Genomic DNA, 23,914 nt, shown 5'->3' on the forward strand with positions numbered 1-23,914 from the left:
CTCGGGGAGGGGGTCCTCGACGGCACAACAGGGGGAGCGGATGGCCGTTGGGGAGGCCGGTCCGGGGTCGGTGCGGGATGGCGCGCAGCCGAGGAGACGGCTGGAAGCGACCATGCGCGGCCGACTCGGCCGGGAATGCGTGTATGTACCGTCATGCCGTTTCGGGCTGTACGCGGCACTGCGTCACTGGTGCCCGCCCGGCGGCCGTGTGCTGATGTCGCCGGTCAACGACGACGTCATCTTCTTCGTCGTCCTCGCCGCCGGTCTGCGGCCGGTGCAGGCGCCGCTCGACCCGGCGGACGGGTCCATCGACATCGATGCCGTGCCCGCGGAGGTGTGGGGCTCGCTGACCGCCGTACTGACGACGAACCTGTACGGGAACCCGGACCCGGCGCCCCGGCTGCGGGCCCGCTGCGACGCGCTGGGCATCCCGCTGTTCGAGGACGCGGCGCACGCCATCGGCAGCGAGGTGGGCGGCCGGCCGGTCGGCGCCTGGGGAGACGCCTCCGTCTTCAGCCTGTCCAAGCACGTCGGCGCCAAGGCGGGTGGCATCCTCGCGGTCGCCGACCCGGGCCTGCGCGACACTTTGGAGAAGACCTGCGACGACCTGCTGCTGCCGCGCCGTATGACGGCCGAAGTCGCGTACGCCGTACGGCCCTACGCGGAGGCAGCGGTACGCGGGCTGCGGCTGCGGCGGACGGCCCGGGCGACGATGCGGCTGCTGGGGCTGATGGAGCGGGAGGGGATCCGGATGCCGCTGCGTGCCCGGGAGTTGGCACGTGCGGCCGCTTCGGCACCCGGCCTGGACGCTCACGACCCCTGGGTCCGCGTCGACATGCACGACTACCGGCTGCGGGCGGGCCGGTTCCGGCTCCGGCGCGTCCGGCGCGGGCTCGACCGGCTGGACGACGTGCTCGCGGGCTGCCGGGCGGGGACGGAGCTGCTGCTGTCCACGCGCTGGGCGAGACCGGCCGTCCTGAGAGGCCCGGCCGGCCGGTCGGCGGCGGAAGCGGACGCGGAGGCGGGCACCGGCACGGGTATCGGCACGGGCACGGGTACCGGCACGGGCATGGGTACCGGCGGGGGGACGGGCGGGGGCACGGGTGGGGTGGCGCAGCCGTTGTTCCGGGTGCCGTTGCTCGTCGCGGACCGGGACGCGGCCGTCCGCGCGCTGGCCCGGCGCGGCATCGTCGTCGGCTATCTCTACGACCCGCCCCTGGACGACTACGCGGGCGCGGCCTTCACCGACCCGTCGCCCTCCCCCGAGGGGGCGCGCTGGTTCGCGCGGCACGCGCTGCCCGTGGATCCGCTGCGGGCCCGCGCGGTCGTCGCCGCGCTGGAGGAGTCCGCGGCACGACCGGCCGAGGCGCCGGAAGGGCTGGTTCCGTCCGGTGGCTGATACCCGGGTGCACGAGGCCGCCGCGGCACCCACGGGCGACGGATCGACGCCGGTCCCCGGCGGCCACGACGGCGACTCGCTCTTCAAGAACGCCTACTTCCTGATGCTCAGCACCGGCGTCTCCGCCGTCCTCGGCCTGGGCTTCTGGCTCGTGGCAGCCCGCCGCTACTCGGAGGAGGCCGTGGGGCAGGGCTCCGCGGCCATCGCCGCCATGCGGCTGCTAGCCAGCATCACGGCGACCACGATGATCGGCGCCGTGGTCCGTTTCGTGCCGCGCGCGGGACGTGCCACCGGCCCGCTGGTGTGGCGTGCGTACGCGGCGAGTTCGGCGGTCGTCGCCGTGGCCGCCGCGGTATTCCTGCTCACCCTCGACCTGTGGGGCGCCTCCTACGCCCCGCTCGGCACGCCCGGGGCGGGGACGCTGTTCGTCGCCGCTTGTGTGGCCTGGGCGCTGCTCACCCTCCAGGACGGGGTGCTGACCGGGCTGCGCAAGGCGGAGTGGGTGCCCGCCGGGAACGCGGTGTTCTCGGTCGGGAAGCTGATCCTGCTGGCCCTTTTCGCCACCACGCTGCCGGTACTGGGCATCTTCGTGTCCTGGGCGGTGGCCATCGCCTTCTCCACCGTGCCGCTCGGCTGGCTGATCTTCCGCAGACTCATCCCGCGCCAGGCCGCCGCCGACCGCGACGTGGCGCCGCCCCCCGCCCGCGAGATGGGCCGCTTCCTGGCCGGGGACTCGCTGGGCGCGCTGTTCAGCCTGGCGATGATCAACCTGCTGCCGGTGATGGTCGCGGTCAACTTCAGCGCCGCGGAGAACGGCTACTTCTACGTGGCGTACACCGTCGGCGGCACCATGGAGTTCATGGCCGTCAACATGGCCTCCTCCCTCACCGCGCACGCCTCGCACGACCCGCGCCGCCTCGCCGACGGCGTCCGGGGAGCGCTGCGCCGCATGACGCTGCTGCTGGTGCCGGTCGTCCTCTTCCTGGTCGTCTTCGCCCCGCAGATCCTCGCGCCCTTCGACGAGGAATACGCCGAGCACGGCTCCACGGTGCTGCGGCTGCTGGCCGTCGGGGCGCTGCCGAGAGTCGTGGTCGAGCTGTACATCGGTGTGCTGCGGGTCCAGGCGCGGACCGGGGTGCTCGCCGCCGTGCAGGGCGCCATGTGCGTCCTGGTGCTGGGCAGCGCGGCGCTGCTGTTCACACCGGCCGGGATCGCGGGCGCCGGCTGGGCGGTGCTGGTGAGCATGACGGTGGTCGCCGTCGGCTGCGCACCCGGCCTGCGCGCGGCGCTGCGCGGCACGGGCGCCCCCGGCGGCAGGGGGGCGCGTGCCGGTGGGAGACGGCGCCGGGGCAGGCGCCCGGCCGCCCCCGGCCCGGAGTACGGCACCCGGCGGGCACGGCTGAACGCGACCGCCGGCTACGGCACCGACTGGGCGCGCGATGCGCACCGTGGGCGCGAGGGCACCGACGTGGACACGGCACGCACGGCACGCACGGCACGCACGGCACGCACGGCTGGCACGGCAGGCGCGGCAGGGACGGCTGACACGGCACGCACGGCACGCACGGCACGCACGGCTGGCACGGCAGGGACGGCTGGCACGGCACGCACGGCTGGCACGGCAGGGACGGCTGGCACGGCAGGCACGGCAGGGACGGCTGGCACGGCTGGCACGGCTGGCACGGCAGGGACGGCTGGCACGGCAGGCACGGCTGGCACGGCCGACCTGTTCACCGGCCGTCCCGGGTACGAGCGCGAGGCGCTGCGGGCGGACACCCTGGTACTGGCCGTCCGGCCGCGGCGGACCGGAGCCGCCGTCCAGACCGGCAGCGTGACCGACGCTGGGGAGCGGTGGCTGAGAGGCGTCCTGTGGTGCCTGCTCGCCGTCGCCACCGCGGTCTACTGGGCGGCCCTGCGCGGCCTGCCATGGCTCGGCGGGACGTCCGGTGCGGTCGGCGCGTCGGGTGGGGCCGGGGTGCCCGGTGTGGCAGGGGATTTCGGGACCGCACAGCTGACGGGACGCAGGCTGCTGGAGGAGCTGCCGTTTCCCGCTCTCGTCGCGGGCGGCCTGCTGCTGGTCGTGTTCGCCGCGTCGGTGACGCTGTGTACGGCGCGTGACGCGTGGCTGCCCGGGACGGCTCTCGGGTCCGCTCTGCTCGCCCTGCACACCGCGCCCGTCGCCCTCGGGCGGGAACCCCGCGCGGTCGGCGGGGCGTGGCACTCGAGGACGGCCGGCGCTCTGGCGGACACGGTGGGGCTGAGCGGCCCCGAGCCGTTGCTGCGGTGGGTCCCGCAGCTCGCCCTGCTCCTGTGCCTCGTTCCGCTCGGCCTGCTGCTCGTGCGCGCGGTCGGACGGCTGACCTGGCCCGGGTGCTGGGGAGTGCTGTATCTCGTCGCGGTGGGCGGCTGGGTGTGGCGCCGGGCCCTCGCACCCGCGGCCCTGCCGCTGCTCGGCGCGCTCGTCCTGCTCGGCGTACTCGTCGCGCTGGCCCTCATCGTCGTCCCGCCGGTCAGCGGGGCGGCACGGGCTGGTGGAAGTAGCCGTTCCTCCCCGCCTCCCGGTAACCGTCGAGTCCCGGGCCGTCGTTGACGGTCAGGTCGCAGGCCGGCTCCTCGGACGGGGGCCGGTTCCAGTGCACCAGCGCCTTCACCTCCGGGAGCTTCCTCACGTCGGCGGGAATCCGGGTGTACCAGTCGCGCTGGCGCTTCGGGTCGTCGGGGTCGGGCGCGGTCGCGAACTCCGCGAGCATCACAGGCTTCTCGTCGGTGATGTTCTCGCGCAGCCATGCGTAGCCGGGCTGCTGGCTGCGCAGGAAGTCCTTCCAGTCGGTGGTGTCGTGGCACTGGTAGTAGTTGTACTGGTCCATGGCGATCCAGTCGACGTACTCGTCCCCGGGGTAGAGCGCCTTCATCTCGTCCGCGCTGCCGAGGTAGCCGGAGACGGTCCACACCCACACGACGTTGTCGGCGCCCAGCTCACGGAACCGCTCGTGCAGGTGCCGGTACGCCGCGACGAACTCCGCCGGCGTGCCGGCGCCTTCCCCGACGCGGGCGTCGGTCTCCTGGTCGAAGGAGACGAAGGCCCGTTTGCCGTAGGCCCTGATGCGCCGGATCTGCGGATCGAGTACTTCCTCGTCGTACTTCCCCGAGGCGATGTTCTTCCAGCCGAGCTGGGTTTCCGTCCAGTTCTCGTGGTGCGGCTCGGTCCAGACCGTGGACTCCCAGGCCAGCATGAGCAGCCTGTCCCTGCCCAGCTCCTGTTCGTCCCGGGTGAGCAGGCGGCCGTCCAGGTCGGTGCCGGACATGTCGTGGTAGTTGTAGACGAGGTCCAGCCTGCGGCCGATCCGCCTCTCGAAGCCGAGCACGGCGTCCCTGAGCGATCCGTTCGCGGCGTACGGCACGTAGGCGCCCCACCAGGCACCGCAGGCGGGGACCAGCGTGTCGCCGGGGGCGCACGGACCGGACGGCACCTTGCCGGAGGCGGCGTTGCCGGGCAGGGCGTCCCCGGGTGCGTCCGGGTCCTCGGTGCGGCCGGCCCAGAGGCCGAGCCCGGCGATCAGCGCGGCCACCGCCACCAGTACGACGGCCGTGTGGGCGCGTCTCGCCGTGCCCGTGCCCGTGCCCGTCGCCTCACGGGACGCGGACGGGGCGTGTCCCCGGCGCCGGGCCGTCATGTGCCGCCGCCGACGGCGGGCCCGCGGGTGGCGTGTTCGGCCGCGCCGCGCCGGGCGGCGGGCAGCGGCAGCCCCGGCAGGGCCGCGGTGACCGTGGTGAAGGCGGCCAGCGGGACGAGGAAGGCGGTCGCCGAGAAGGCCTCCGCCAGGAACAGCGAGGTGGCGGTGAGCACCCCGAGCGAGAGGCTGACGGGTGCGGCGAGCGCGGCGGCCTCCAGCCGGGCACCGGAGGCCAAGCCGGCCGGCTGCGGATACAGCACCGCGCAGCCCGGGCCGAACAGGACGAAGAGCAGCACCGGTGTCCAGCGCAGTGGTGAGGGGCCGGGTACGGCGGTGGCGGCCAGCGCCGCCCAGCCGGAGACCGCGACGAGGACTTTGAGCCGCCTCGGGGCCGCTCCGGTGGCCCGGGCCGCTTCGCGGGGACCGGTCGCCTGGGAATCCGTGGTGTTCATGGAGTGACCTGACTGCCCTTCGTCTTTCGGCGTGGCCGGCGTCACCCGGGCGCCGGGCGGTACTCCAGGACGACGCCGTAGGGGTGGCTTTCGAGGGTCCTGAAGAGCGGCGAGGCGGACAGCTCCGCGCGGAGTCCGGCGAAGCCGTCGGCCGGCAGCAGTCCCTCTCCGGCGGTGTAGACGTCCTGGGTGCGGGTGAGGAGGACGTACGCCGTGACGCCCGGCGGTATTCCGTCGGCGAGGTAGCCGGCCGGGTCCCTCAGCATCCTCTCGTTCTCGGGGAGCTCCTGCTCGGCGAAGTACCAGTGCTCGAGGCTGTCGTAACGGTGGAGGGCCTGCGGGAAGGAGCCGGTGGTGGCGAGGATCAGCGCGCCCTCGGGAGCGTTGTCGAGGGTCCGGGTGACCAGGGCGGTCTCCGCGGGCGGCGTGTAGTACATCCTCTCCTTGCCGTAGTACGACGGCAGGAAGCCGGCCAGCAGCGCCGACAGCACCGTCGGCAGGGCGATGGCCGCGGCCCTGTGCCGCGCTGTCCTCGCGGCCCCGACCCGGTCGCGTCGGCCGCCCGCGAAGGCCGGCACGAGTGCGGCGGCTGCGAAGAAGGCCCCGCCGGGCAGTGCGAACAGGTAGACCCGGAAAAGCATTTCGCCGCCGTAGTCGTTGACGACGAACAGCGGCACCGGGGCGAACGAGACCAGCAGCAGTGGCAGCGCGCTGCGGGTCAGCCGGCGCCGCAGCACGACGGCGGCCCCGGCGAGGGCGGTGATCGCCAGCACCATCACCACGTTGGCCGTGCCGGCGAGTTCGGGGCCGGGGCCGGTGAGCTGACCCGCGTAGCCGGCGCGGGAGTTCCGGGTCAGTTCGCCGAGGGACTCCTTCAGCGTGGAGAGCGTCTCCAGAAACAGCGGCCGTCCCATGGTCAGGTCCCAGGCCAGCATCAGCAGTGCGGCGACGGCCAGCAGACCGACGTTGCGGTGGCGGCGGGTGAGGTTGAGCGCGAGCAGGCAGACGCAGAGCATCACCGGAGTGAGCTGGTGCGTGGCGTTGACGGCGGCGATCAGCGGGGCGAGGGCCAGCACGCAGATCGCGCGCTGTCCGGTTCCGGTCGGGGGCGGCACGACGGCCGCCGCCGGGTCGAGGAAGGCGCGGTCGCGCAGGCGTCCGGCGGAGCCCGGGCGCACGAAGTGCCGCAGCACCACCGCGATGACCGTCAGGTGCAGCAGGTAGGCGAGTGCCTGCGGGGCGAAGTAGTCCTGGCCCACCCAGTTGGCGAGCTGGAAGATCCAGACGGCGGTCCACACCAGGCGCCGGTCCCGGCAGAAGGTGCGGTAGATCAGCACCAGCACCGGCATCATGAGCAGCCCGAGGACGATCGGTGCCCAGTTGGCGTACACGGCGGCACCGTCCACACCGAAGGCGCGCACCAGGCCGCCGTTGAGCGTGAAGAACCCCGGCCACTGGTCGTACGCCGACATGTTGCCCGACAGCGCGGCGTCCGGCCGGAGTCCGCCGTTGGCGAGCAGGGTGTCGACGACGGCGTCGTGCTTGGAGGCCCACGGGTAGCGCACCGCGTCGTAGAGGACCGCCGGTGGTGCCTTGAGGGCGAACAGCATCGCGGCACAGTGTGCGGCCGGCCACCAGGGTGCGGTGGCCGCGCGCCGCAGGCTGAGGACGAAGCCCGCGGTGAGGACCAGCAGCGAGAGGTGATAGGTGACGGGCAGGCGGTCCAGCAGGCCGTAGTCGCCCATCTTCCGGAAGCCGATGCGGGGGAGGGCGTACAGCCAGAGCGCGGTGGCGAGCAGCAGCGTCAGCGGGCCGGGGGCGCGGGGGCGGCGAAGGACGGCCCGCCAGGGGCCGGGGTCACCGCCGGCGGGCCGTCCCGGGCCGGTGGCGGGGGGTGGCGGCATACCGCTCTCGGCGTTCGGTACGGGCACCTGGTGCTGCACGCTGAGGCTCCCCTCCCCTGGGGACGAGTCTAGGAACGCACGCCGCTTCTCACACCCGAATCGTCAGCTTCGTCGCGTTTCACCCGGCGAACACGGGGCCCTTCAGGACGGTGCGGGCCCGGCGGTACCACCGCCAGCCGGCCGTCTTCGGACCGTCGCGGAAAGGGGCGGTGCGGGCGCCGCCCCCCGCCAGCCAGCCCTCGACGTCGGCGACCGTGTGGCCGTGCCGCACGATGAGCCGGGCGATGCGGTAACGCTCGTCGCGGCCCGAACTGAGCGCGTGCCGCACGGCGGTCGCCGTCTCGTACCCGGCACGGGCCGACGACGCCCGCACCTTCGCGCTGTTGTAGCCGTGCGGGTAGGCGAGGTGGCGGACCGGACGGCCGAGGGCGTCCTCCAGGACCGCCCTGGAGGTGCGCAGTTCGTCCATCAGGTCTTCGGTGGACAGGGTGTCGAGCTGGGCGTGGGTGACGGTGTGGCTGCCGATCTCGATGCCCGAACGTTCCAGCCCGGCCACCGCGCCCAGGGTCATCATCGGGGCGGGCTGCAGCAGACTGCGGCCGCCCGGAGTGATGGCCCCGGTGGTGAGGTAGGCGGTGGCGGGCAGCGCGCGCTCGGCCAGCGCCTCGGCGGTGGGGCCGGGCAGGTCGGCGAAGCCGTCGTCGAAGGTGAGCAGTACCGGCCGGGGCGGCAGCGGTGCCCGCCCGGCCAGGTGGTCGGCGAGCGCGCTGATCGTGACCGGCGTCATGCCGCTGCCGACGACCGCGTCCAGGTGCGCGGCGAACTCCTTCGGGGTGACGCTGAACTCGGCGATCCAGGCAGGCGGATCGTCCATCACCGCGTGGTAGAGAAGGACCGGGACATGGCCCCCGGCCTCGCCCGCCCCGCCTTCCCTCGCGTCCGTTCCCCGTGCCCCGCCCCTTCCCCGCTCTGCGTCCGCTCCCCGCGTCCCGTCCCTTCCCAGTGCCGCGTCCGCGCCCGGAATCCCCGGTCCGTAGGCGTCCGGGACCCCCGCCCAGTTCATCGCGCCCCCGGCCGGACCGTGCGCAGGGCGCGGCGGGCGCGCAGGTAGCCGGCGGGCCCGTACAGCATGCCCCGGCGCTGCAACCGGGACAGGCGCCTCGGCCAGGGGTGGGTCCGGTCGTCGTGGGCGCCGGGCGAGCCGTCGCCCCCTGCCTCCCGTACGGCGGTGAGGCCCCGCGCGTACACCAGCCCGCCCGGTAGTCGGACGAGGAGGGCCGGCAGCAGTGCGGGCCGGTTCACCAGGAGCGCGGTGAGATACGCGGTGAGGCCCGCGCCGTAGCCGAAGGCCTGGGCCTCCAGGTCCCGCCAGGTCTCCCGGTGGTGGTGCCAGACCAGTGCCGAGGGCGTGTAGTGCAGCCGCCACCCCTGGGCGAGGACGCGGACGAAGCCGTAGAGGTCGTCGCCGCCCCGCGCGTGCGTGCCCGCGCCGGTCGCCGGGTCGAAGCCGCCGACCGCCCGCAGCACCGCCGTCCGGAAGGCCATGTTGGCGCCGGAGCCGAACCGGCCGGCGGTGAAGGGGAACAGCGGCTCGTCGGCGGGCGGCCGCTCCGGGTCGTACGTCCGCGGGGTGAAGCCCTTGGCGAAGCCGCCGTGGCTCTCCAGCAGCACCTGGGCGGGGGTACGCAGCCGCGCAGGCAGGATCAGCCCCGTGGCACACCCCAAACGCGGGTCGGCGGCGAAGGGCGCGGTCAGTTCGCTGAGCCAGCGTGGGTCGGCCACCACGTCGTCGTCGGTGAAGGCGACCACCTGCCCCCGCACCAGCGCCAGACCCCGGTTGTGCGCGACGGCGAGGCCGGGCACCGGTTCGCACACGTACCGGACCCGTTCGCCGTACTTCCGCTCGACCAGTTCCCGGGTCTCGCCGGTCAGGGGCGCGTTGTCGACGACGACGACGTCGAAGTCCGGGTGGTCCTGCGCGAGCAGCGAGTCCAGGGCGCGGGCGAGCCGGTCAGCACGCTCCCGGGTGGCGACCACGACACTGGTGGACGGCGGAGCGGCCGACGGCGCGGCGGACCGCGAGGCCGGTGGCGCGACGGCCCGCGCGACGGCCCGCGCGGCGGACCGCGAGACCGACGGCCCCAGCGGCTCCCCGCCCTGCGGCTCCCGGTCCTGCGGCTCCCCGTCCTGCGGCCTGGGCGGTTCCCGGTCCTGAGGCTCCTGGCCCTGCGGCCCGGGCGGTTCCCCGCCCTGCAGCTCGCGGGCGAGCCCGGCCAGCACCCGCGTCGGGTGCGCTCCCCCGGGTACCTGCCCGACCAGGGTGCCGACGGGCCGGCCCGCCCGTCTGACCAGCAAGAACACCGCACCGGACGTGACCGGAGGACTCCCCGGGCCCGGTCTGAGCACCGCCTCCTCGGCCTCACCCGCGTCGTCACCGTCGAGGTCCAGCTCGGCGACCTGCACCGGCCCGATGCCGAGGAACCCCGCCACCTCCCGCCGTGTCTCCCACCGAGCCCTTCGCCGCGCACGTCCGGTACCGGCCATGCGCCCACCCCCTCGTGGTTGCCCTCCGTCAGGACCGGCGCAGCCGGGCCGCGCCCTTCAGCGTCCGTGCCGCCAGCGACGCCAGCCGGGGCCGGTCGCGTACGAAGCCGTGCGCGCGCCGGGCCGGTTCCCGGCCGAGCCAGTGCAGCGCGGCGCCCGTCCCCGCACGCGTCGCCGCCCCCTCGTACACGGGCAGTTCACCGGTCTTCAGCGCGTCCTTGTACTCCGCAGGTCCCCGCCCCAGGTCGAGCAGGCCGATGCCCTCGGCGGCCGCGGCCTCGGCCATGCGCAGATGCAGCACGAGCCCCGGCGAGTACCTCGCGAACTCCGGGTCGTACGCCGGGAACCAGCAGGCCAGCACCGTCGCCGAACGCAGTCCGAAGTGCGCGGCGACCGGCCGGCCGCCCGCGTGGAGCACGGACAGCGTGCCGGTGCACTCCGGCGCCCGGGTCCCGGCGAGCCGAGCCACGAGCCGGGCGATCCACTCCTGTGCGAACCGGTCCCGGCGGCCCGTCCTGCGGTACTGGGCCGACTTCCACTCCATGAGCGTGCGCAGCGCCGCCGGGTCCCGCTCGTCGAACACGAAGCGGACGTTCCCGGCCTGACGGCCGAGCCTGCGCTCCTTGGCGAGGGTGGACTTCAGGAACTTCGGGGACTGGGCGCGCAGGACGTTCTCGTACGCCTCGTAGCCCTTCTCGACGTCGATGACGTAGGTGGTGTGCTCGTCGGCGGCGGCCGGCACGAACAACTCCTGCTCCGCCTCCAGGTTGTCGAAGGCGAAGCTCGACAGGGAGCAGGCCCGCAGCAGTTCGCGCAGGTCCGGGGCGAGGCCCTGGCGCAGTACCGCGCCCTGGCAGTCCGACACCCCCAGCCCGATGGCCCGGCCCTGGCCCAGCGGACCCCGTTCGTGCGGCAGGAAACCGGCCGCCTCACCGCCGTCGTACACCACCGCCACCCGCGCCCGCGGCCGTACCCGGCCCACGACGTCGGTGAACTCCGGTTCCATGAAGGGGTTGCGCGGTGCCGTCGATTCGGCACGCAGCTCGCGCCAGTGCTCCCGCTCCCCCTCGCCCAGCTCCTGTGGCCGGAGCACACGTACGCGTCCGCTGTTCAACCCGACCCCCCGATCAAGTCCCCCTGAACAACAGGAAGGTACCCCCGGGCCGCCCGGAGGGGTAGGTAGCGGTCCATGTTGTTGCCAACCGGTGCACAGGCCTTTAACCGGCTTTAGCCGATGATGTGTCAGGTTTCGGACATGATCGGGCGTCTCCGTGCATCCTCGTGCGGGTCCGAACGCACTCGCTACCTCCTCGTTCGGAAGCGGTCGCGGGTGAGTTGGACGGGTGCGGTGTCCGTATTCTCTGATCATGGACCGCACCGCATATTCACTCGTCGCCACCGACCTGGACGGCACGCTGCTCCGCGGCGACGACACCGTCTCCGACCGGTCGCTGGCCGCGCTGGCGCGGGTGACCGGGGCCGGTGCGCGGCATCTGGTGGTGACGGGCCGGCCCGCACCCCGGGCGCGGAATCTGCTCGACCGTCTCGGCTGCACGGGGCTCGCGGTGTGCGGGCAGGGCGCGCAGGTGTACGACGCCGGCGCGCACCGGATGCTGTGGTCGGTCACTCTGGACCGGGAGCTGGCCGAGACCGCGCTCGGCAAGATCGAGGCCGAGGTGGGCCAGGTGCACGCCGCGGTCGACCAGGACGGCGTCGACGGGCTGACGCTCATCGAGCCGGGCTACCTGATGCCCCACCCGACACTGCCCGCGGTGCGCGTCGAGCGGCGCGACGAGCTGTGGAGCACCCCGATCAGCAAGGTGCTGCTGCGCCATCCCGAACTGGGTGACGACGAGTTGGCGGCGACGGCGCGCGCGGTGGTCGGTTCCCTCGCGACGGTCACCATGTCGGGGCCCGGCACGGTGGAGCTCCAGCCGTGCGGCATCACGAAGGCGACCGGCCTGGCGCTGGCCGCCGAGCGGCTCGGCCTGGAGCGGGAGGGGACGATCGCCTTCGGCGACATGCCCAACGACATCCCCATGTTCCACTGGGCGGCCCACGGCGTCGCGATGGCCGGCGCCCACCCCGAACTCAAGGCGGTGGCCGACGAGGTCACCCTCGCGAACGAGGACGACGGCGTGGCCGTCGTCCTCGATCGGATCTTCGGTACCTCTTAGTGCGGCCGCTGCGGCGGTCCTTCCGGTGCGGCCGCCGCGGCCGTCGGCTCAGTACGCGCCGAGGACTCAGTACGCGCTGAAGACGTTGTCCATCGAGCCGTAGCGGTCGGCCGCGTAGTTGCAGGCGGCGGTGATGTTGGCGACCGGGTCGTACGGGTCCCAGGAGGTGCCGGGCACGTGGTACGCCTGGAAGGTCGGGTCGATCACCTGGAGCAGCCCCTTGGACGGGGTGCCGTTGATGGCGTTGATGTCCCAGTTGTTGATGGCGAACGGGTTGCCCGAGGACTCCCGCATGATGTTGCGGTAAATGCCGTCGTAGCTCCCGGGGATGCCGTGCTGCGCCATGATGTCGAGCGACTCGCGGATCCAGCCGTCGAGGTTGTCCGGGTACGTCGTCGCCGCCGTGGTGACGGTCGTGGCGGTCGTGGCGGCGGCCGGGGTGGCCGCGGAGGCGGTGGTGGCGCCGATGAGCGGCAGCGCGAGCACCGCGGCACCGGTGCCGGCCACGGCGAGCTTGCGGGCGAGGCGGCTGGTGCGGGCGTGACGGTTCTGACCGTTGGCAGACATGCGGTGTCCCTCTCCTTACGCCTGCGAGGTGAGCTGTCGGGTTCGGGCGGGGAGGTGCCCGGCCGTGCCCTGACGGGTACGGCTTCACCCCGAGCCGCTCCGGTGGTGACCGGTGCGGCGACTAACCTGGGTCCCCCGCTCCTGCCTGCGAGTTTGTTGGGTGGATGACTGTGCGTCCGGGCGGTGGCAGGATTCGGCGTCCGCCCGACAGGCCGGGAACGTATGCGAGAGCACATGTCCGGAACAAGTGCAGGAATCACCCAACGTGCCTGTTGACCTTGGTCTGAGGCGTTTGAAGCTCTTGATCCTTTGCTGTTGCCAAGTCCCAACTCGCTTGCGGGGCAAAGGGAGGGCACAGGTTCCGGCAGGGTTGCCCGTGGCTGACCCGGAGTGAGCCAACTCACTGGCTTCAATAAGCACGGCAAAACGGGCATTAGGTCCAACTCCGCGCCAACCGGCCATGGGTGAGGTCGGCTTCGGGTGTCGGGCGGAGAAGAGGGGGAAGCGGCGTGAGGAGTGGGGTGGGAAAGAGAGGCCGGGAAGCGGGTGGGGCGGTGGTCGGGGAGGAGTCGCGCGGCGCGCCTGCCGGGTGTGCGCGGGTGCCGGGCGGGTGACGTTCCCGGCGTGCGGGCCGTTGGGGGGAGTAATGGGATCTTCGGTGGCGGCTTCCCGCCCGCCCGCACCCCGGGGTCCGGGTCACCCCTTGGTGATATCAATCAAAATCTGCTCATATCACCTGATCAAAAACATACCGTTCATGATCTGATACCGACCGGCCTGTAACGGTGGGCGCTAGCGGTGATCGAAACGTGACCGGATACGCTGACTTGAGTGGTGGCAGCGACCTATCGACAAACCAGGTAACCGGCAATAGACACCAGCAGACAGGAGACCCCTCGTGACCGTCGTCGGGCCGTTCGGGCTGAGCGTGCGGGACCAGGCTCTGGAAGCCGATGTCCAGGCCGGATTGGCTGCTGTCGAGGAAGGGTTGCTTGAGGCAACCAAAAGCGAGGTGCCGTTCATCACGGAGGCCGCCCAGCACCTGGTGCGAGCCGGCGGGAAACGCTTTCGTCCGCTGCTGGTGATGCTCTCCGCCCAGTTCGGCGACCGCTACGCGCCCGGGATCGTGCCCTCGGCCGTCGTCGTGGAGCTGACCCACCTCGCCACGCTGTACCACGACGACGTGATGGACGAGGCCGCCGTGCGGCGTGGGGTGCCCAGCGCGAACACCCGCTGGGACAACTCGGTCGCGGTCCTCACCGGCGACTTCCTGTTCGCCCGCGCCTCGCAGATCCTCGCCGACCTCGGCCCCGAGGCGGTCCGGGTCCAGGCTCTCGCGTTCGAGCGGCTGGTCACCGGACAGATCCTCGAGACGGCAGGCCCGCAGGACGGCCGGGACCCGGTCGACCACTACCTGGACGTGCTGGGCGGCAAGACGGGCTCGCTGGTGGCGGTCTCCTGCCGGTTCGGCGCGATGATGTCCGGCGCCGACGAGACGGTGGTGGACGTGCTGACCCAGTACGGCGAGCGGCTCGGGGTCGCCTTCCAGCTCGCGGACGACGTCCTGGACATCGCCTCCGACTCCGACGAGTCCGGCAAGACTCCCGGGACGGACCTGCGCGAGGGCATCCCCACCCTGCCCGTACTGCGGCTGCGCGAGCGGGCGGCCCGGCTGGGGCTCGCGGAGGACATCGCGCTGTGCGAGCTGCTCGACTCCGACCTCGGCGACGACACGCGGCACGCCGAGGCGCTGCGCCTGCTGCGCGCCCATCCCGCACTGGAGCAGGCCCGGCGCGACACCGTCCGGTATGCCAGAGAGGCCCGCGCGGCGCTGGCCCCGCTGCGGGAGTGCGACGCGAAGGCCGCGCTGGTGGAGCTGTGCGACGCGGTGGTGCACCGGGCCGGCTGAGCACGCGGACGTCGGCCTGCCGGACCGTGCCGTCGGCCCGCCCGACTGTGGCGTGCGTGCCGTCCCGTTGACGTGCCGTACCGCCGGTGCCCCGCCGGTGGCGTGCTGCCGGTGGTGCGCGTCACGGGTGGCGGCCGTCCGCCGCCGAGTGGCGTACGGCAGCCCCTACGGGCCGGGGGAGGCGTCGACCCTCCGTGTCATCCCGCAGGAGTAGGCGGAGTTGAGCCCCCGGTCTGACGCTTCCGCTCCGGTGATTTGGTCAGATGGACACCACGGAAAAACACCAGTCCTCACCGATTCGGGTGAGAATGGCGGCTCACGGGTAACGAGTGCGAGGTCGCGAGACAGCCGCCGCCGACGACGGAGGTAGGGCACACATGACACCGATCGACAACGACGACAACACGGGCGCCGGGGAGGGCGAGGAGCTGCGGGCCGGACGCCGCAGGGCCGCGCGGTACGTCGTCCCGGTCGCGGTGATGGGAGTGGCGGCCGCGACGATCGGGCTCGTCCCCGCGCTGGCCGACTCCGGGGACCCCGACCTGCCGAAGATCACGGCGGAGCAGCTCATCGAGAAGATCGCCGAGTCGGACGTCCAGCAGATGTCCGGCACGGTGCGGATCAGCACGGACCTGGGCCTCCCGGACCTCGGCGGGCTGGAGAGCGGCCTGATGTCCGGAATGTCCGGCGGTCCGGGCTTCGGTGGGGACGGCGAGGGCTCCGCCGCGGACCCGTCGGCCAAGCTCACCGAGCTGGTGTCCGGCAGCCACACGCTGCGCGTCGCGGCCGACGGCCCCGACCGGCAGAAGCTGTCCCTGCTGGAGAACGCCGCCGAGTACAGCCTGATCCACAACGGCAAGGACGTCTGGGGCTACGACAGCAAGTCCAACGAGGTCTACCACTCCTCCGCCTCCGCCGGCGCCGAACGGCCGGAGAAGGACGTGCCGGCCACTCCGAAGGACTTCGCCGACCAGGCACTCGAGGCGATCGACGACACCACGTCCGTGACCGTGGGCGGCACCGCACAGGTGGCCGGCCGGGACGCGTACCGGCTGGTCGTCGAGCCCAGGCAGGACGGTTCCACGGTCGGCGCGATCACCGTGGCCGTGGACGCCGAGACCGGCACGCCGCTGAAGTTCACGCTGACCCCGGCGAGCGGCGGCGCCGCCGTCGTGGACGCGGGCTTCACCAAGGTCAGCTTCGCGAAGCCGGACGCGTCGACGTTCGACTTCACCCCGCCCAAGGGCGCGAAGGTCACCGAGGGCGACGGGACCGACCAGGCCACGGAGCACGGGCGCAAGGCCGAGGGCGACCTCGCCGAGGAGATGGACGGTCTGAAGGCGACGGACGGCCTGAAGGTCGTCGGCGAGGGCTGGAACGCGATCGCCACCTTCGACACCGGCGCCCGGGGCGGCCTGCCCATGGCCACCGCGGGCGGCGACCTCGGCGGCTTCCTCGGCTCCTTCGGCGACCAGGTCAAGGGCGACTTCGGCTCGGGCACGGTCTTCAAGACCCGCCTGGTCAACGCCCTGATCACGGACGACGGCAAGGTCTACGCCGGCGCGGTCACCAAGGACGCGCTGGTGAAGGCGGCCGACGCCGCGCGGTAGGCGGCGAGCAGTGGGAAGCGGTACGCGGTAAGCAGTGGGAAGTGCGCAGTACCCGCCGTTCGGCGAAGAGGACGAAACGAGGGAGCCGATGGCCGGACCGCCCGCCGCGGAGCCGGAGCGCCCGGACACGGAGCGCGCGGATGACGCCGTCATCGCCACCCGCGCGCTCACCAAGCGCTACCGCGGCGGACAACTCGCCGTCGACGGTCTGGACCTGACCGTCCCGGCGGGCAGCGTCTTCGGCTTCCTCGGCCCCAACGGCTCGGGCAAGACCACCACCATCCGCATGCTGATGGGCCTGATCGAACCCACCTCGGGCAGCGCCCGGGTCCTGGGCAGGCCCATGCCGCGCGCGGCCCGCACCGTACTGCCCCGGGTCGGCGCCCTCATCGAGGGCCCGGCCCTGTACGGCTTCCTCTCCGGGCGCGACAACCTGCTGCGCTACGACGCCGCCGACCCGACCGCCGACCCGCGCACCCGGCGCGCACGGGTGTCGGCGGCGCTGGAGCGGGTGGGGCTCGCGGCCGCGGGCGGCAAGAGGGCGAAGGCGTACTCGCTCGGCATGAAGCAGCGGCTGGGCCTGGCCGCCGCGCTGCTCCAGCCGCGCCGTCTCCTCGTCCTGGACGAACCGACCAACGGTCTCGACCCCCAGGGCATGCGCGAGATCCGCGCCCTCGTACGTGAACTGGCCTCCGACGGCACCACCGTCTTCCTCTCCTCCCACCTGCTGGACGAGATCGAGCAGGTCTGCACCCACGCCGCGGTGATGGCTCGGGGGCGGCTGATCACCCAGGGCGCGGTCGCCGACCTGGCGGCCGGGGCGCGCGGCCGGCTGGTGGTCACCACGCCGGACGCGGGCGAGGCCGCCCGGGTGCTGAAGGAGCAGGGGGCAGCCGACGTGGTCGTCGCCGAGGACCGGGTGACGTCGGAGCCGCCGGAGCGCGACCTCGCCGAGGTGAACGCCGCACTGGTCGCGGCCGGTGTCCGGGTCCGGGGCTTCGTCCTGGAACGGGCCTCCCTGGAGGACGCGTTCGTGGCGCTGACCGGGGAGGGTTTCGATGTCGCGGGCTGAAGCGCCTGAGGAGCCGACGCCCCGGGTGGCGGCGTCGGGTGCGGTACGGGACCCGGGTGCGGCGCGGGACCCGAGCCCGCTGTGGTCCTTGGGCCTCCTCCGCAGCGAACTGCTGACCACGTTCCGGCGCTGGCGCACCCTCGCCCTGCTGGCGGTCCTGGCCGCCGTGCCGGTCCTGGTGGGCATCGCCGTGAAGATCGAGACGAGCGACGGGTCCTCGCTCGGTGGCGGGGGAGGAGGCGGCGGGGGACCGGCGTTCATCGCGCAGATCAGCAACAACGGGCTGTTCCTGGTCTTCACCGCGCTCGCCGCGACCCTTCCGTTCTTCCTGCCGATGGCCATCGGCGTCGTCGCGGGCGACGCGATCGCGGGCGAGTCGAGCGCGGGTACGCTCCGCTACCTCCTGGTCGCCCCGTCCGGCCGCTCCCGGCTGCTGCTCACCAAGTACGCCACGGTGCTCGCCTTCTGCCTCGCCGCCACCCTGGTGGTCGCGGTCTCGGCGCTCGCGGTCGGCGCGCTGCTGTTCCCGGTCGGTGACCTGATCACCATCTCCGGCACCCGGATCACCTACACCGAGGGCCTGGGGAGGGCGCTGCTGATCGCGCTGGTCGTGGCCGCCTCACTCGTCGGCGTCGCGGCCCTCGGCCTGTTCGTCTCCACTCTGACGGGCAGCGGCATCGCGGCGATGGCGACGACGGTCGGACTGCTGATCACCGTCCAGATCCTCGACCAGATCCCCCAGCTCGACGCCCTCCGGCCGTACTTCTTCTCCCACTACTGGCTCTCCTTCGCCGACGTGATGCGCGAACCGGTCTACTGGGACGACCTGGTGCGGAACCTGGGCCTGCAGGCCCTCTACGCGGCGGTCTTCGGGTCGGCCGCCTGGGCCCGGTTCACGACGAAGGACATCACCGCGTAGCCGTATCCCGGGTCCCTGTCGCGTGACTGCCCGTCTGCCCGCTCCCGTCCCGCGTCACTCACCCCGCGCACCCACCCGGCACCGGCCCGCGAAAAGGGCGTGAGCTCCTGGAACGAGCCTGTGACACCCCGGTGACGTGAGAATCGAGAGCGAGCGGAGAGACTCGACAACAGGTGTACGACAGGCATGACAGGCTCTGGACGGCAGGGAACGGAATCCGCCGACGGAAGCCGCCGATGAGTGGGGGAGCGATGGCTCGACTCGGCCGCGACAAGCAACGGGAGCACGAGCGCGGCGAGCGCCCGCCCGATCCCGCGGCGACGCCGATCGAGGTCCGCGTGCCGGAGGCCGACTCCGCCGCACGCGGCGCTTCGGTCGACGGTGCGCTGGTCGTCGCGGCCCCGGGCGAGGAGATCCAGAACGCCGTCCTTAACCGCCTCCACCGCCTCGCCCTCGCCGCGGGCCACCCCGTCCTCGCCACGGTCCACGACCGGCGCATCGGCTACTCCGTCACCGTCCGGGTCGACCCGGACGGTTCGAGCCACCTCGCCGCGGAACCGGCACCGGAGGCACCGGAGGAAGCGGAGGAAGCGCCGGTACGGCAGGACCGGCCCACGCGCGTCCTGGGCTCGGTGGAACCGGGCCGGGCCGGCGCCCCGACGTTCCCGCTGCCGGCGGTGTCCGAGGCGCAGCGGACGCGGTCCGACGGCGAGTCCGCGCCGACGTTCACGCTGCGCGCCCTGCCGGAACCGGCCGGGGGCACGGCGGCCGGGGGCACGCCGCCAGGCACGGTGGCGCCGCCGACGGGGGAGTTCGGGCCGCCGCCGCGCATGGACGGCCCGACGGCGACCGGCGCCTCGAAGGGCGCGGAGCCGCGCCCCACGCCCGGCCCGCCCGCCGCCCGGCAGCCGGTCACCGCGTCGGAGCGGGCCACCACGTCGGAGCGGGCCCCCGCACCGGAGCCGGTCGCCGCCCCCCGGCCGGTCGCGGCACCCGAATCCGACGTCGCCGCGCAGTCGGTGCACGTGCCGCGGCCGGTCCACGCGCCGGAGCCGCTTCACGCACCCGGGCCGGTCGCGGCACCCGAGTCCGACGTCGCCGCGCAGTCGGTGCACGTGCCGCGGCCGGTGCACGCGCAGCGGCCGGTGCACGCGCCGGAGCCGCTTCACGCACCAGGGCCGCCCCCCGCCCCCGAACCGCGAGCCGACCCCGTCTCGGGCCCCGGCCTCCGTCCCGAGCCCAAGCCCACCCCCACCCCCGCCCGCGGCTTCGACGCCGTGGCAGAGGCGGTGCTCGGGGACGAGCCGCTCACGGCACCCGGCGACGCCACCGCCCCCGCACTCCTCGCGGAGCCGACGGCCCGTATCAACGAGGCCGTCAAGGAGGGACGTACGGACGCAGCGGCGCGGCTGGCGGAGCAGGCGGTGGCGGAGGCCTCGCGGACACTGGGGCCGGAGCACCCCGAGGTGCTCCGGCTCCGTGAACTCACCGCGTACATCGCCTACTTGTCGGGCGACGCGGACCGGGCCCTCCGGCTCTCGCTCGACCTGGCCCGCATACACCGACGCTCGGGCGACGCCGAGGCCGCGTACGGCAACGTCCAGAGTGCGGCGACCGCCTGGCGTGCCGTACGCGACCCCGCGCGGGGCCTGGACCTGGGGCGCGACCTGGTCGGCCTGTGGAGCGAACTGGCCGCCGAGGAGGGCCCGGCCGCCGAGGACGCCGACCAACTGGAGTCCGCTCGCGCCCGTATGGGCCGCCTCACCGAACGCGCCCGGTCCCAGACCGCCTGACGCCGGCCGCCTGACGCCGGTCGCCTGACGCCGACGGGACGGCGCCCGGGGCGGGGCGTCGCCCGCCCTACCGTGACAGTTCCCAGACCGCGTACGCGATGGCGTCGCCGTTGCGGTCCAGGGCCGTGTCGTTGATGTTGGCGGTCGTGTCGCAGGACGAGTGGTAGCAGCGGTCGAACGGCTGGCCCACGGTGCCGCCCCACTTGGCCGCCTGCGCGGACGTCTTGCGGTAGTCGGCTCCGCTGAAGAGTCCGCCCACGGGGACGCCCGCGTTCTTGAAGGGTGCGTGGTCGGAGCGGCCGTCGCCCTCGGTCTCGATCTCCGTGGAGATGCCGAGACCGGCGAAGTAGGTCTTGAACGTCCTCTCGATCGTGGGATCGTCGTCGTAGACGAAATAGCCGGGGTTGGGCGAGCCGATCATGTCGAAGTTCAGGTATCCGCTGATCTTCGCGCGGTCGGCGGAGCCGAGGCTGTTGACGTAGTAGCGGGAGCCGACGAGTCCCAGTTCCTCCGCGCCCCACCAGGCGAAGCGCAGGTGCTTGGCGGGCTGGTAGCCGGACCGGGCGACGGCGAGCGCTGTCTCCAGGACGGCCGAGGAGCCCGAGCCGTTGTCGTTGATGCCGGGCCCGGAGGTGACGCTGTCCAGATGTGACCCAGACATGACAACATGATTGGCGTCGCCGCCGGGCCAGTCGGCTATCAGGTTGTAGCCGGTGCGCCCCGAGGCGGTGAACCGCTGGACGCGGGTGGTGAACCCGGCCGCGTCCAGCCTGGCCTTCACGTAGTTGAGGGAGGCCTGGTAGCCGGCGCGGCCATGGGCGCGGTTGCCGCCATTCGCCGTGGCGATCGACTGCAACTGCGACAGGTGGGCCTTGACGTTGGCTATCGGTATGTCGGGCGCGGCGGCGACGGCTGCGGGGCCGGAGGCGACGGCGGGCCCGGACGCGGGACGCGCGGACGCCGCACCGGCCGCGGAACCGCCGGCGACCAGGGTGGCGACGGCGACGGCGCCGGCCGTCAGCGCGCGCCGGGAAAGGGGGAGCTTCATGTGGGGGGCTCCGGATTCCTAGGAAGTCCCTGGGGAGGGGACTCCGCACTGAATGAGGTGCCTGGATGGTGCGGGCGGGACTGACCCACCGTCAAGACCGCTATTCGGCCATGGCATCACACATTCCGGAGGCTCTCCGGTCGCGCCGCACGGGTCAAAGGCCAAGCTAGTGCACGCAGAACTCGTTCCCTTCGGGGTCCGCCATCGTCACCCACTCCCCGCCCTGCTCCTTCACCCGCCGCAGCACGTTCGCCCCCAGGGTCCGGAGCCGGGCGATCTCCTCCTCGCGCCGGCCGTCCCGCGCGTGCACGTCGAGGTGGATCCTGTTCTTGACGGTCTTGGCCTCCGGGACTTGCCGTCAAGCAGTAACCCTCGGCATCCTGTGCCTGTGACCCAATACATCGCGCTGTACTGCCGGTTGTCGCCACGTCCCGATGGAAGCTACGAAGGCGTCGGCGAACAAGAGACATGGGGCCGGAGCTACGCAGCCGCCAAGTGGCCGGGGGAACCGATCGAGGTGTTCGCCGACAGCGGTATCTCCGCCGCCAACGGCGACCGCCGACCGGAGTACGAACGGCTGCGCGAGTGCATCGCCCGCGGTGAGGTGAGACACCTATGGTGCGTCGAACAGAGCCGCCTTGAGCGTCGGGAAGTCGAGTGGTTCACGCTCGCTGCCGAGTTGGACGCTGCTGGGATCAAGGAGGTCCACACAAACCGTGACGGCGTCGTGCGACCGCGAGATGAGGTAGCAGGCATCCGAGCGGTACTCAACGCAGGCGAGGTGCGGAAGCTGAAGAAGCGGGTCAACGACACGCTACGAGAGCGGGCAGCGCAGGGCCGGCCGCCAGGTTCGAAGCCGTTCGGGTACGAGCACGGGCTGACGAAAACGGGTGAGAAGACCTACGCGGTCGTGCCGCGCGAGGCGGAAGCCATCCGCTGGGCTGCGGGACGGGTCCTGGACGGCTGGGCGCTGGAGAACATCGCGCGCGGGCTGCGTGAGCAGGGCCTACACGGACCGCACCGGGTGAAGGTCAAGGACGCCAACGGCGAAGTGATCACCGACGAGGCGGGGAAGCCTGTCACTCGGCCGGGCGTGCTCACGGCGCGGTCCGTGAGGAACATGGTCACCAAGCCGACGATCGCAGGATTCCGGGTACACAGGGGTGAGATCATTGGCCGCGGAAACTGGCCCGCCATCCTCGACGAGGGCACTTGGCAGGCGTGCCGGGCCAAGCTGACCGGCACCCGCACGGTGCGCACCCGGAGCGGCTTCGGGTATGACGTCTCGGCTGCGCACACCGGCAACTCCGTGGGGCGAAAGTACACGCTGACGGGCGGCCTGGCCGTCTGCGGTGTCTGCGAGGCTCCGCTGATCGGTGCCATCAAGACCATGAGGAACCACAAGCGGAAGCCCTACCTGCTGTGCCACCCGAACCGGTCCGGCCCCAACGGGCCAGGCCGGGGCTGTATCGGCATCCTGCTGGAGCCAACCGAAGACAACGTCGTGGACCGGCTCTTCAAGGAACTGGACAAGCCAGAGTTCCTGGAGCGCTTGGGGGCCGATGATCACGAGCGTCGGCGTGCCGAGATCACATCTGCCCTCACTGGACTGGACGAAGGGGATCGCGCCGAGCTGGCAGCGCAGTGGGGCCGCGGCGAGTTGAAGGCTGCTGAGTGGCGAGCGGCCCGCCAGGGGCTGGACGAGCGGGAGCGTCGCCTGCGTGACGAGTTGGCGATGCTGCCGCCGCCTTCCATGAAGGTGGACATCTCTGCTGCGCGGTGGGCGTGGCCCGGGATGACGCTCGATGAGAAGCGCGAGTTCCTCCGCATGTTCATCAAGTCCGTCGTGATCGTGCCAGCCAAGCTTGGGAAGGGGAGATTCGACGAGAATCGCGTACAGGTCGAGTGGCGCTAAGGCGGCCGGGCCTCCTTATGGAAGTACAAATTAATACGGGAAAGTTCGAGTAGATTCGAGAAAGTTCGGGGAATTCGGTGGTCACGCTGAATTCTGCTGTCGGTCATTGGATTTCCCGACCTCGAGCCACTTAACATCAAGTCATCGCACCGGGAGCCGCACGCGCGTTCGTGCTGCAACCCCAGGTGGTCGCACATACCGCGAGGTGACTTAGATGGATTCGTGGCAGCAGTGGCGGGCCAGGCTCGGTGTCCTGGAACGTACGCACCGGGGCGTCAATCCGCGACCCGTTGAAATTCAGCAGGAAATAGACGAGCTGCGTTCCCGCCTGTGCGCCCACCGGCTCGAGCGACAAATCCGGGCGGCCCTGGAAGCATCACCGCCACTCTCCGCTGAGCATTGCCGGCATCTTGCTGCGCTCCTCATTGGCCCGGCATCTGACCAGTGCCCGCAGGCAGGTGGTTCCAGTGCCCGCTGATAGCCGAGTCGACGGCGCCGGAAGCGCGCCCGCTTGCACAACGGTCGTGGACGCCTGTGCGGTCGCTGCGCCGCGTCGGGCGCTCGATGATCCTGCGGTACTCGCCCGCGCCGCCAGGATCCTGCAGGCCGCCCTGGAGCGTCAGCGACGCAGTAACGGGAGCATCTTCCCCGTTCTGCGTGACGTCGGCCAGGACGGAGGCGACCGGGATGCGGTGGCCTGACCCGCGGTACCGTCACTCCCGGTCTGGCAACGATGATGCCCAACGCGGCAGCGAGGCGACGCCTGTTACGCGTAACAGGACCCGTCACGTTACGCAGGGCGTGACGGGTCACCGTGCGGGGGGTGGCTGGTGAGCTGGACGCGGCTCGACGATCTCCTGGTCGAGTGGCCCGCCTGGGACGGAGTGTCCTACGCCGCGCGGTGGCACTACCTCTGCCTGGTTCAGGCGTG

The 23,914-nt window shown here is 72.6% G+C and carries 17 protein-coding genes, 1 pseudogene and 1 riboswitch; of the genes and pseudogenes, 9 read left to right on the forward strand and 9 right to left on the reverse strand.

Features of this window, described 5'->3' with window-relative positions; genetic code table 11:
* Positions 1-112: 112 nt before the first annotated feature.
* Together ACGFYH_RS04585 and ACGFYH_RS04590 are read left to right on the forward strand one after the other, a co-directional pair.
* On the forward strand, positions 113-1,399 hold the full coding sequence (locus tag ACGFYH_RS04585; RefSeq protein ID WP_393801665.1) for a DegT/DnrJ/EryC1/StrS family aminotransferase: 1,287 nt from the start codon (positions 113-115) through the stop codon (positions 1,397-1,399).
* Entirely contained in the window at positions 1,392-3,989 is a 2,598-nt protein-coding gene (locus ACGFYH_RS04590) for a lipopolysaccharide biosynthesis protein (RefSeq protein ID WP_393801666.1), read from the forward strand. The genes ACGFYH_RS04585 and ACGFYH_RS04590 overlap by 8 nt, the downstream gene beginning before the upstream one ends.
* On the opposite strand, the gene ACGFYH_RS04595 is transcribed toward ACGFYH_RS04590, so the two are convergent.
* The 6 genes from ACGFYH_RS04595 to ACGFYH_RS04620 form a co-directional block, all read right to left on the reverse strand.
* On the reverse strand, positions 3,910-5,073 hold the full coding sequence (locus ACGFYH_RS04595; protein WP_393801667.1) for a glycoside hydrolase family 26 protein: 1,164 nt from the start codon (positions 5,071-5,073) through the stop codon (positions 3,910-3,912). The two genes, ACGFYH_RS04590 and ACGFYH_RS04595, sit on opposite strands and share 80 nt — an antisense overlap.
* Positions 5,070-5,525 (reverse strand): hypothetical protein, encoded by a 456-nt coding sequence (locus tag ACGFYH_RS04600; RefSeq protein WP_393801668.1) that lies wholly within the window; start codon positions 5,523-5,525, stop codon positions 5,070-5,072. Before ACGFYH_RS04600 ends, ACGFYH_RS04595 begins: the two co-directional genes overlap by 4 nt.
* Positions 5,526-5,566: 41 nt before the next feature.
* The gene (locus tag ACGFYH_RS04605; protein WP_393801669.1) at positions 5,567-7,468 is read right to left on the reverse strand and encodes a hypothetical protein; all 1,902 of its coding nucleotides are present in this window, start codon (positions 7,466-7,468) and stop codon (positions 5,567-5,569) included.
* Between the two features lie 79 nt (positions 7,469-7,547).
* The gene (locus ACGFYH_RS04610) at positions 7,548-8,303 is read right to left on the reverse strand and encodes a polysaccharide deacetylase family protein (protein WP_393801670.1); all 756 of its coding nucleotides are present in this window, start codon (positions 8,301-8,303) and stop codon (positions 7,548-7,550) included.
* A 185-nt stretch (positions 8,304-8,488) separates the two neighbouring features.
* The gene (locus ACGFYH_RS04615) at positions 8,489-9,973 is read right to left on the reverse strand and encodes a glycosyltransferase (RefSeq protein ID WP_393801671.1); all 1,485 of its coding nucleotides are present in this window, start codon (positions 9,971-9,973) and stop codon (positions 8,489-8,491) included.
* A 28-nt stretch (positions 9,974-10,001) separates the two neighbouring features.
* Complete coding sequence (locus ACGFYH_RS04620; protein ID WP_393801672.1) at positions 10,002-11,066, reverse strand: GNAT family N-acetyltransferase; 1,065 nt, start codon at positions 11,064-11,066, stop codon at positions 10,002-10,004.
* Between the two features lie 274 nt (positions 11,067-11,340).
* Here ACGFYH_RS04620 and ACGFYH_RS04625 point away from each other — a divergent pair, with 274 nt between their 5' ends.
* Entirely contained in the window at positions 11,341-12,150 is an 810-nt protein-coding gene (locus ACGFYH_RS04625) for an HAD family hydrolase (protein WP_393801673.1), read from the forward strand.
* Positions 12,151-12,216: 66 nt separating this feature from the next.
* Here ACGFYH_RS04625 and ACGFYH_RS04630 read toward each other — a convergent pair whose 3' ends face one another.
* Positions 12,217-12,717, reverse strand: coding sequence for a transglycosylase SLT domain-containing protein (locus ACGFYH_RS04630; RefSeq protein ID WP_393801674.1), 501 nt, complete (start codon positions 12,715-12,717; stop codon positions 12,217-12,219).
* A gap of 4 nt (positions 12,718-12,721) precedes the next feature.
* A riboswitch (cyclic di-AMP (ydaO/yuaA leader) is annotated at positions 12,722-12,890 on the reverse strand.
* Between the two features lie 725 nt (positions 12,891-13,615).
* Here ACGFYH_RS04630 and ACGFYH_RS04635 point away from each other — a divergent pair.
* The 5 genes from ACGFYH_RS04635 to ACGFYH_RS04655 all read left to right on the forward strand — a co-directional run bounded on the left by ACGFYH_RS04635 (position 13,616) and on the right by ACGFYH_RS04655 (position 20,020).
* Positions 13,616-14,626 carry a polyprenyl synthetase family protein gene (locus ACGFYH_RS04635; protein WP_393801675.1) on the forward strand — a complete coding sequence of 337 codons (1,011 nt, stop codon included), beginning with the start codon at positions 13,616-13,618 and terminating at the stop codon, positions 14,624-14,626.
* A gap of 377 nt (positions 14,627-15,003) precedes the next feature.
* Positions 15,004-16,236 carry an outer membrane lipoprotein carrier protein LolA gene (locus tag ACGFYH_RS04640; RefSeq protein ID WP_393801676.1) on the forward strand — a complete coding sequence of 411 codons (1,233 nt, stop codon included), beginning with the start codon at positions 15,004-15,006 and terminating at the stop codon, positions 16,234-16,236.
* An 88-nt stretch (positions 16,237-16,324) separates the two neighbouring features.
* Positions 16,325-17,308: an ABC transporter ATP-binding protein gene (locus tag ACGFYH_RS04645; RefSeq protein WP_393801677.1), complete on the forward strand. Its 984-nt coding sequence runs from the start codon at positions 16,325-16,327 to the stop codon at positions 17,306-17,308.
* Positions 17,295-18,227 (forward strand): ABC transporter permease, encoded by a 933-nt coding sequence (locus tag ACGFYH_RS04650; protein ID WP_393801678.1) that lies wholly within the window; start codon positions 17,295-17,297, stop codon positions 18,225-18,227. Before ACGFYH_RS04645 ends, ACGFYH_RS04650 begins: the two co-directional genes overlap by 14 nt.
* Before the next feature lie 251 nt (positions 18,228-18,478).
* Positions 18,479-20,020: a tetratricopeptide repeat protein gene (locus ACGFYH_RS04655; RefSeq protein ID WP_393801679.1), complete on the forward strand. Its 1,542-nt coding sequence runs from the start codon at positions 18,479-18,481 to the stop codon at positions 20,018-20,020.
* Positions 20,021-20,087: 67 nt separating this feature from the next.
* Here the strand turns inward: ACGFYH_RS04655 and ACGFYH_RS04660 are convergent, their stop codons facing one another.
* Positions 20,088-21,068: a M28 family metallopeptidase gene (locus ACGFYH_RS04660; protein ID WP_393801680.1), complete on the reverse strand. Its 981-nt coding sequence runs from the start codon at positions 21,066-21,068 to the stop codon at positions 20,088-20,090.
* Between the two features lie 166 nt (positions 21,069-21,234).
* Positions 21,235-21,426, reverse strand: a pseudogene (locus ACGFYH_RS04665) (VOC family protein); the annotation flags it as partial.
* 30 nt (positions 21,427-21,456) lie between these two features.
* Here ACGFYH_RS04665 and ACGFYH_RS04670 point away from each other — a divergent pair.
* On the forward strand, positions 21,457-22,983 hold the full coding sequence (locus ACGFYH_RS04670) for a recombinase family protein (protein ID WP_393801681.1): 1,527 nt from the start codon (positions 21,457-21,459) through the stop codon (positions 22,981-22,983).
* The last annotated feature ends 931 nt before the right edge of the window (positions 22,984-23,914 follow it).

This window comes from Streptomyces sp. NPDC048392 (genome assembly GCF_043200575.1).
Lineage (GTDB): Bacteria > Actinomycetota > Actinomycetes > Streptomycetales > Streptomycetaceae > Streptomyces.

Coding starts and splice junctions, on each gene's coding strand:
- ACGFYH_RS04650 (WP_393801678.1), top strand. CDS start 17,295: ATGTCGCGGGCTGAAGCGCCTGAGGAGCCGACGCCCCGGGTGGCGGCG.
- ACGFYH_RS04655 (WP_393801679.1), top strand. CDS start 18,479: ATGGCTCGACTCGGCCGCGACAAGCAACGGGAGCACGAGCGCGGCGAG.
- ACGFYH_RS04615 (WP_393801671.1), bottom strand. CDS start 9,973: ATGGCCGGTACCGGACGTGCGCGGCGAAGGGCTCGGTGGGAGACACGG.
- ACGFYH_RS04645 (WP_393801677.1), top strand. CDS start 16,325: ATGGCCGGACCGCCCGCCGCGGAGCCGGAGCGCCCGGACACGGAGCGC.
- ACGFYH_RS04600 (WP_393801668.1), bottom strand. CDS start 5,525: ATGAACACCACGGATTCCCAGGCGACCGGTCCCCGCGAAGCGGCCCGG.
- ACGFYH_RS04625 (WP_393801673.1), top strand. CDS start 11,341: ATGGACCGCACCGCATATTCACTCGTCGCCACCGACCTGGACGGCACG.
- ACGFYH_RS04660 (WP_393801680.1), bottom strand. CDS start 21,068: ATGAAGCTCCCCCTTTCCCGGCGCGCGCTGACGGCCGGCGCCGTCGCC.
- ACGFYH_RS04585 (WP_393801665.1), top strand. CDS start 113: ATGCGCGGCCGACTCGGCCGGGAATGCGTGTATGTACCGTCATGCCGT.
- ACGFYH_RS04595 (WP_393801667.1), bottom strand. CDS start 5,073: ATGACGGCCCGGCGCCGGGGACACGCCCCGTCCGCGTCCCGTGAGGCG.
- ACGFYH_RS04630 (WP_393801674.1), bottom strand. CDS start 12,717: ATGTCTGCCAACGGTCAGAACCGTCACGCCCGCACCAGCCGCCTCGCC.
- ACGFYH_RS04640 (WP_393801676.1), top strand. CDS start 15,004: ATGACACCGATCGACAACGACGACAACACGGGCGCCGGGGAGGGCGAG.
- ACGFYH_RS04610 (WP_393801670.1), bottom strand. CDS start 8,303: ATGGACGATCCGCCTGCCTGGATCGCCGAGTTCAGCGTCACCCCGAAG.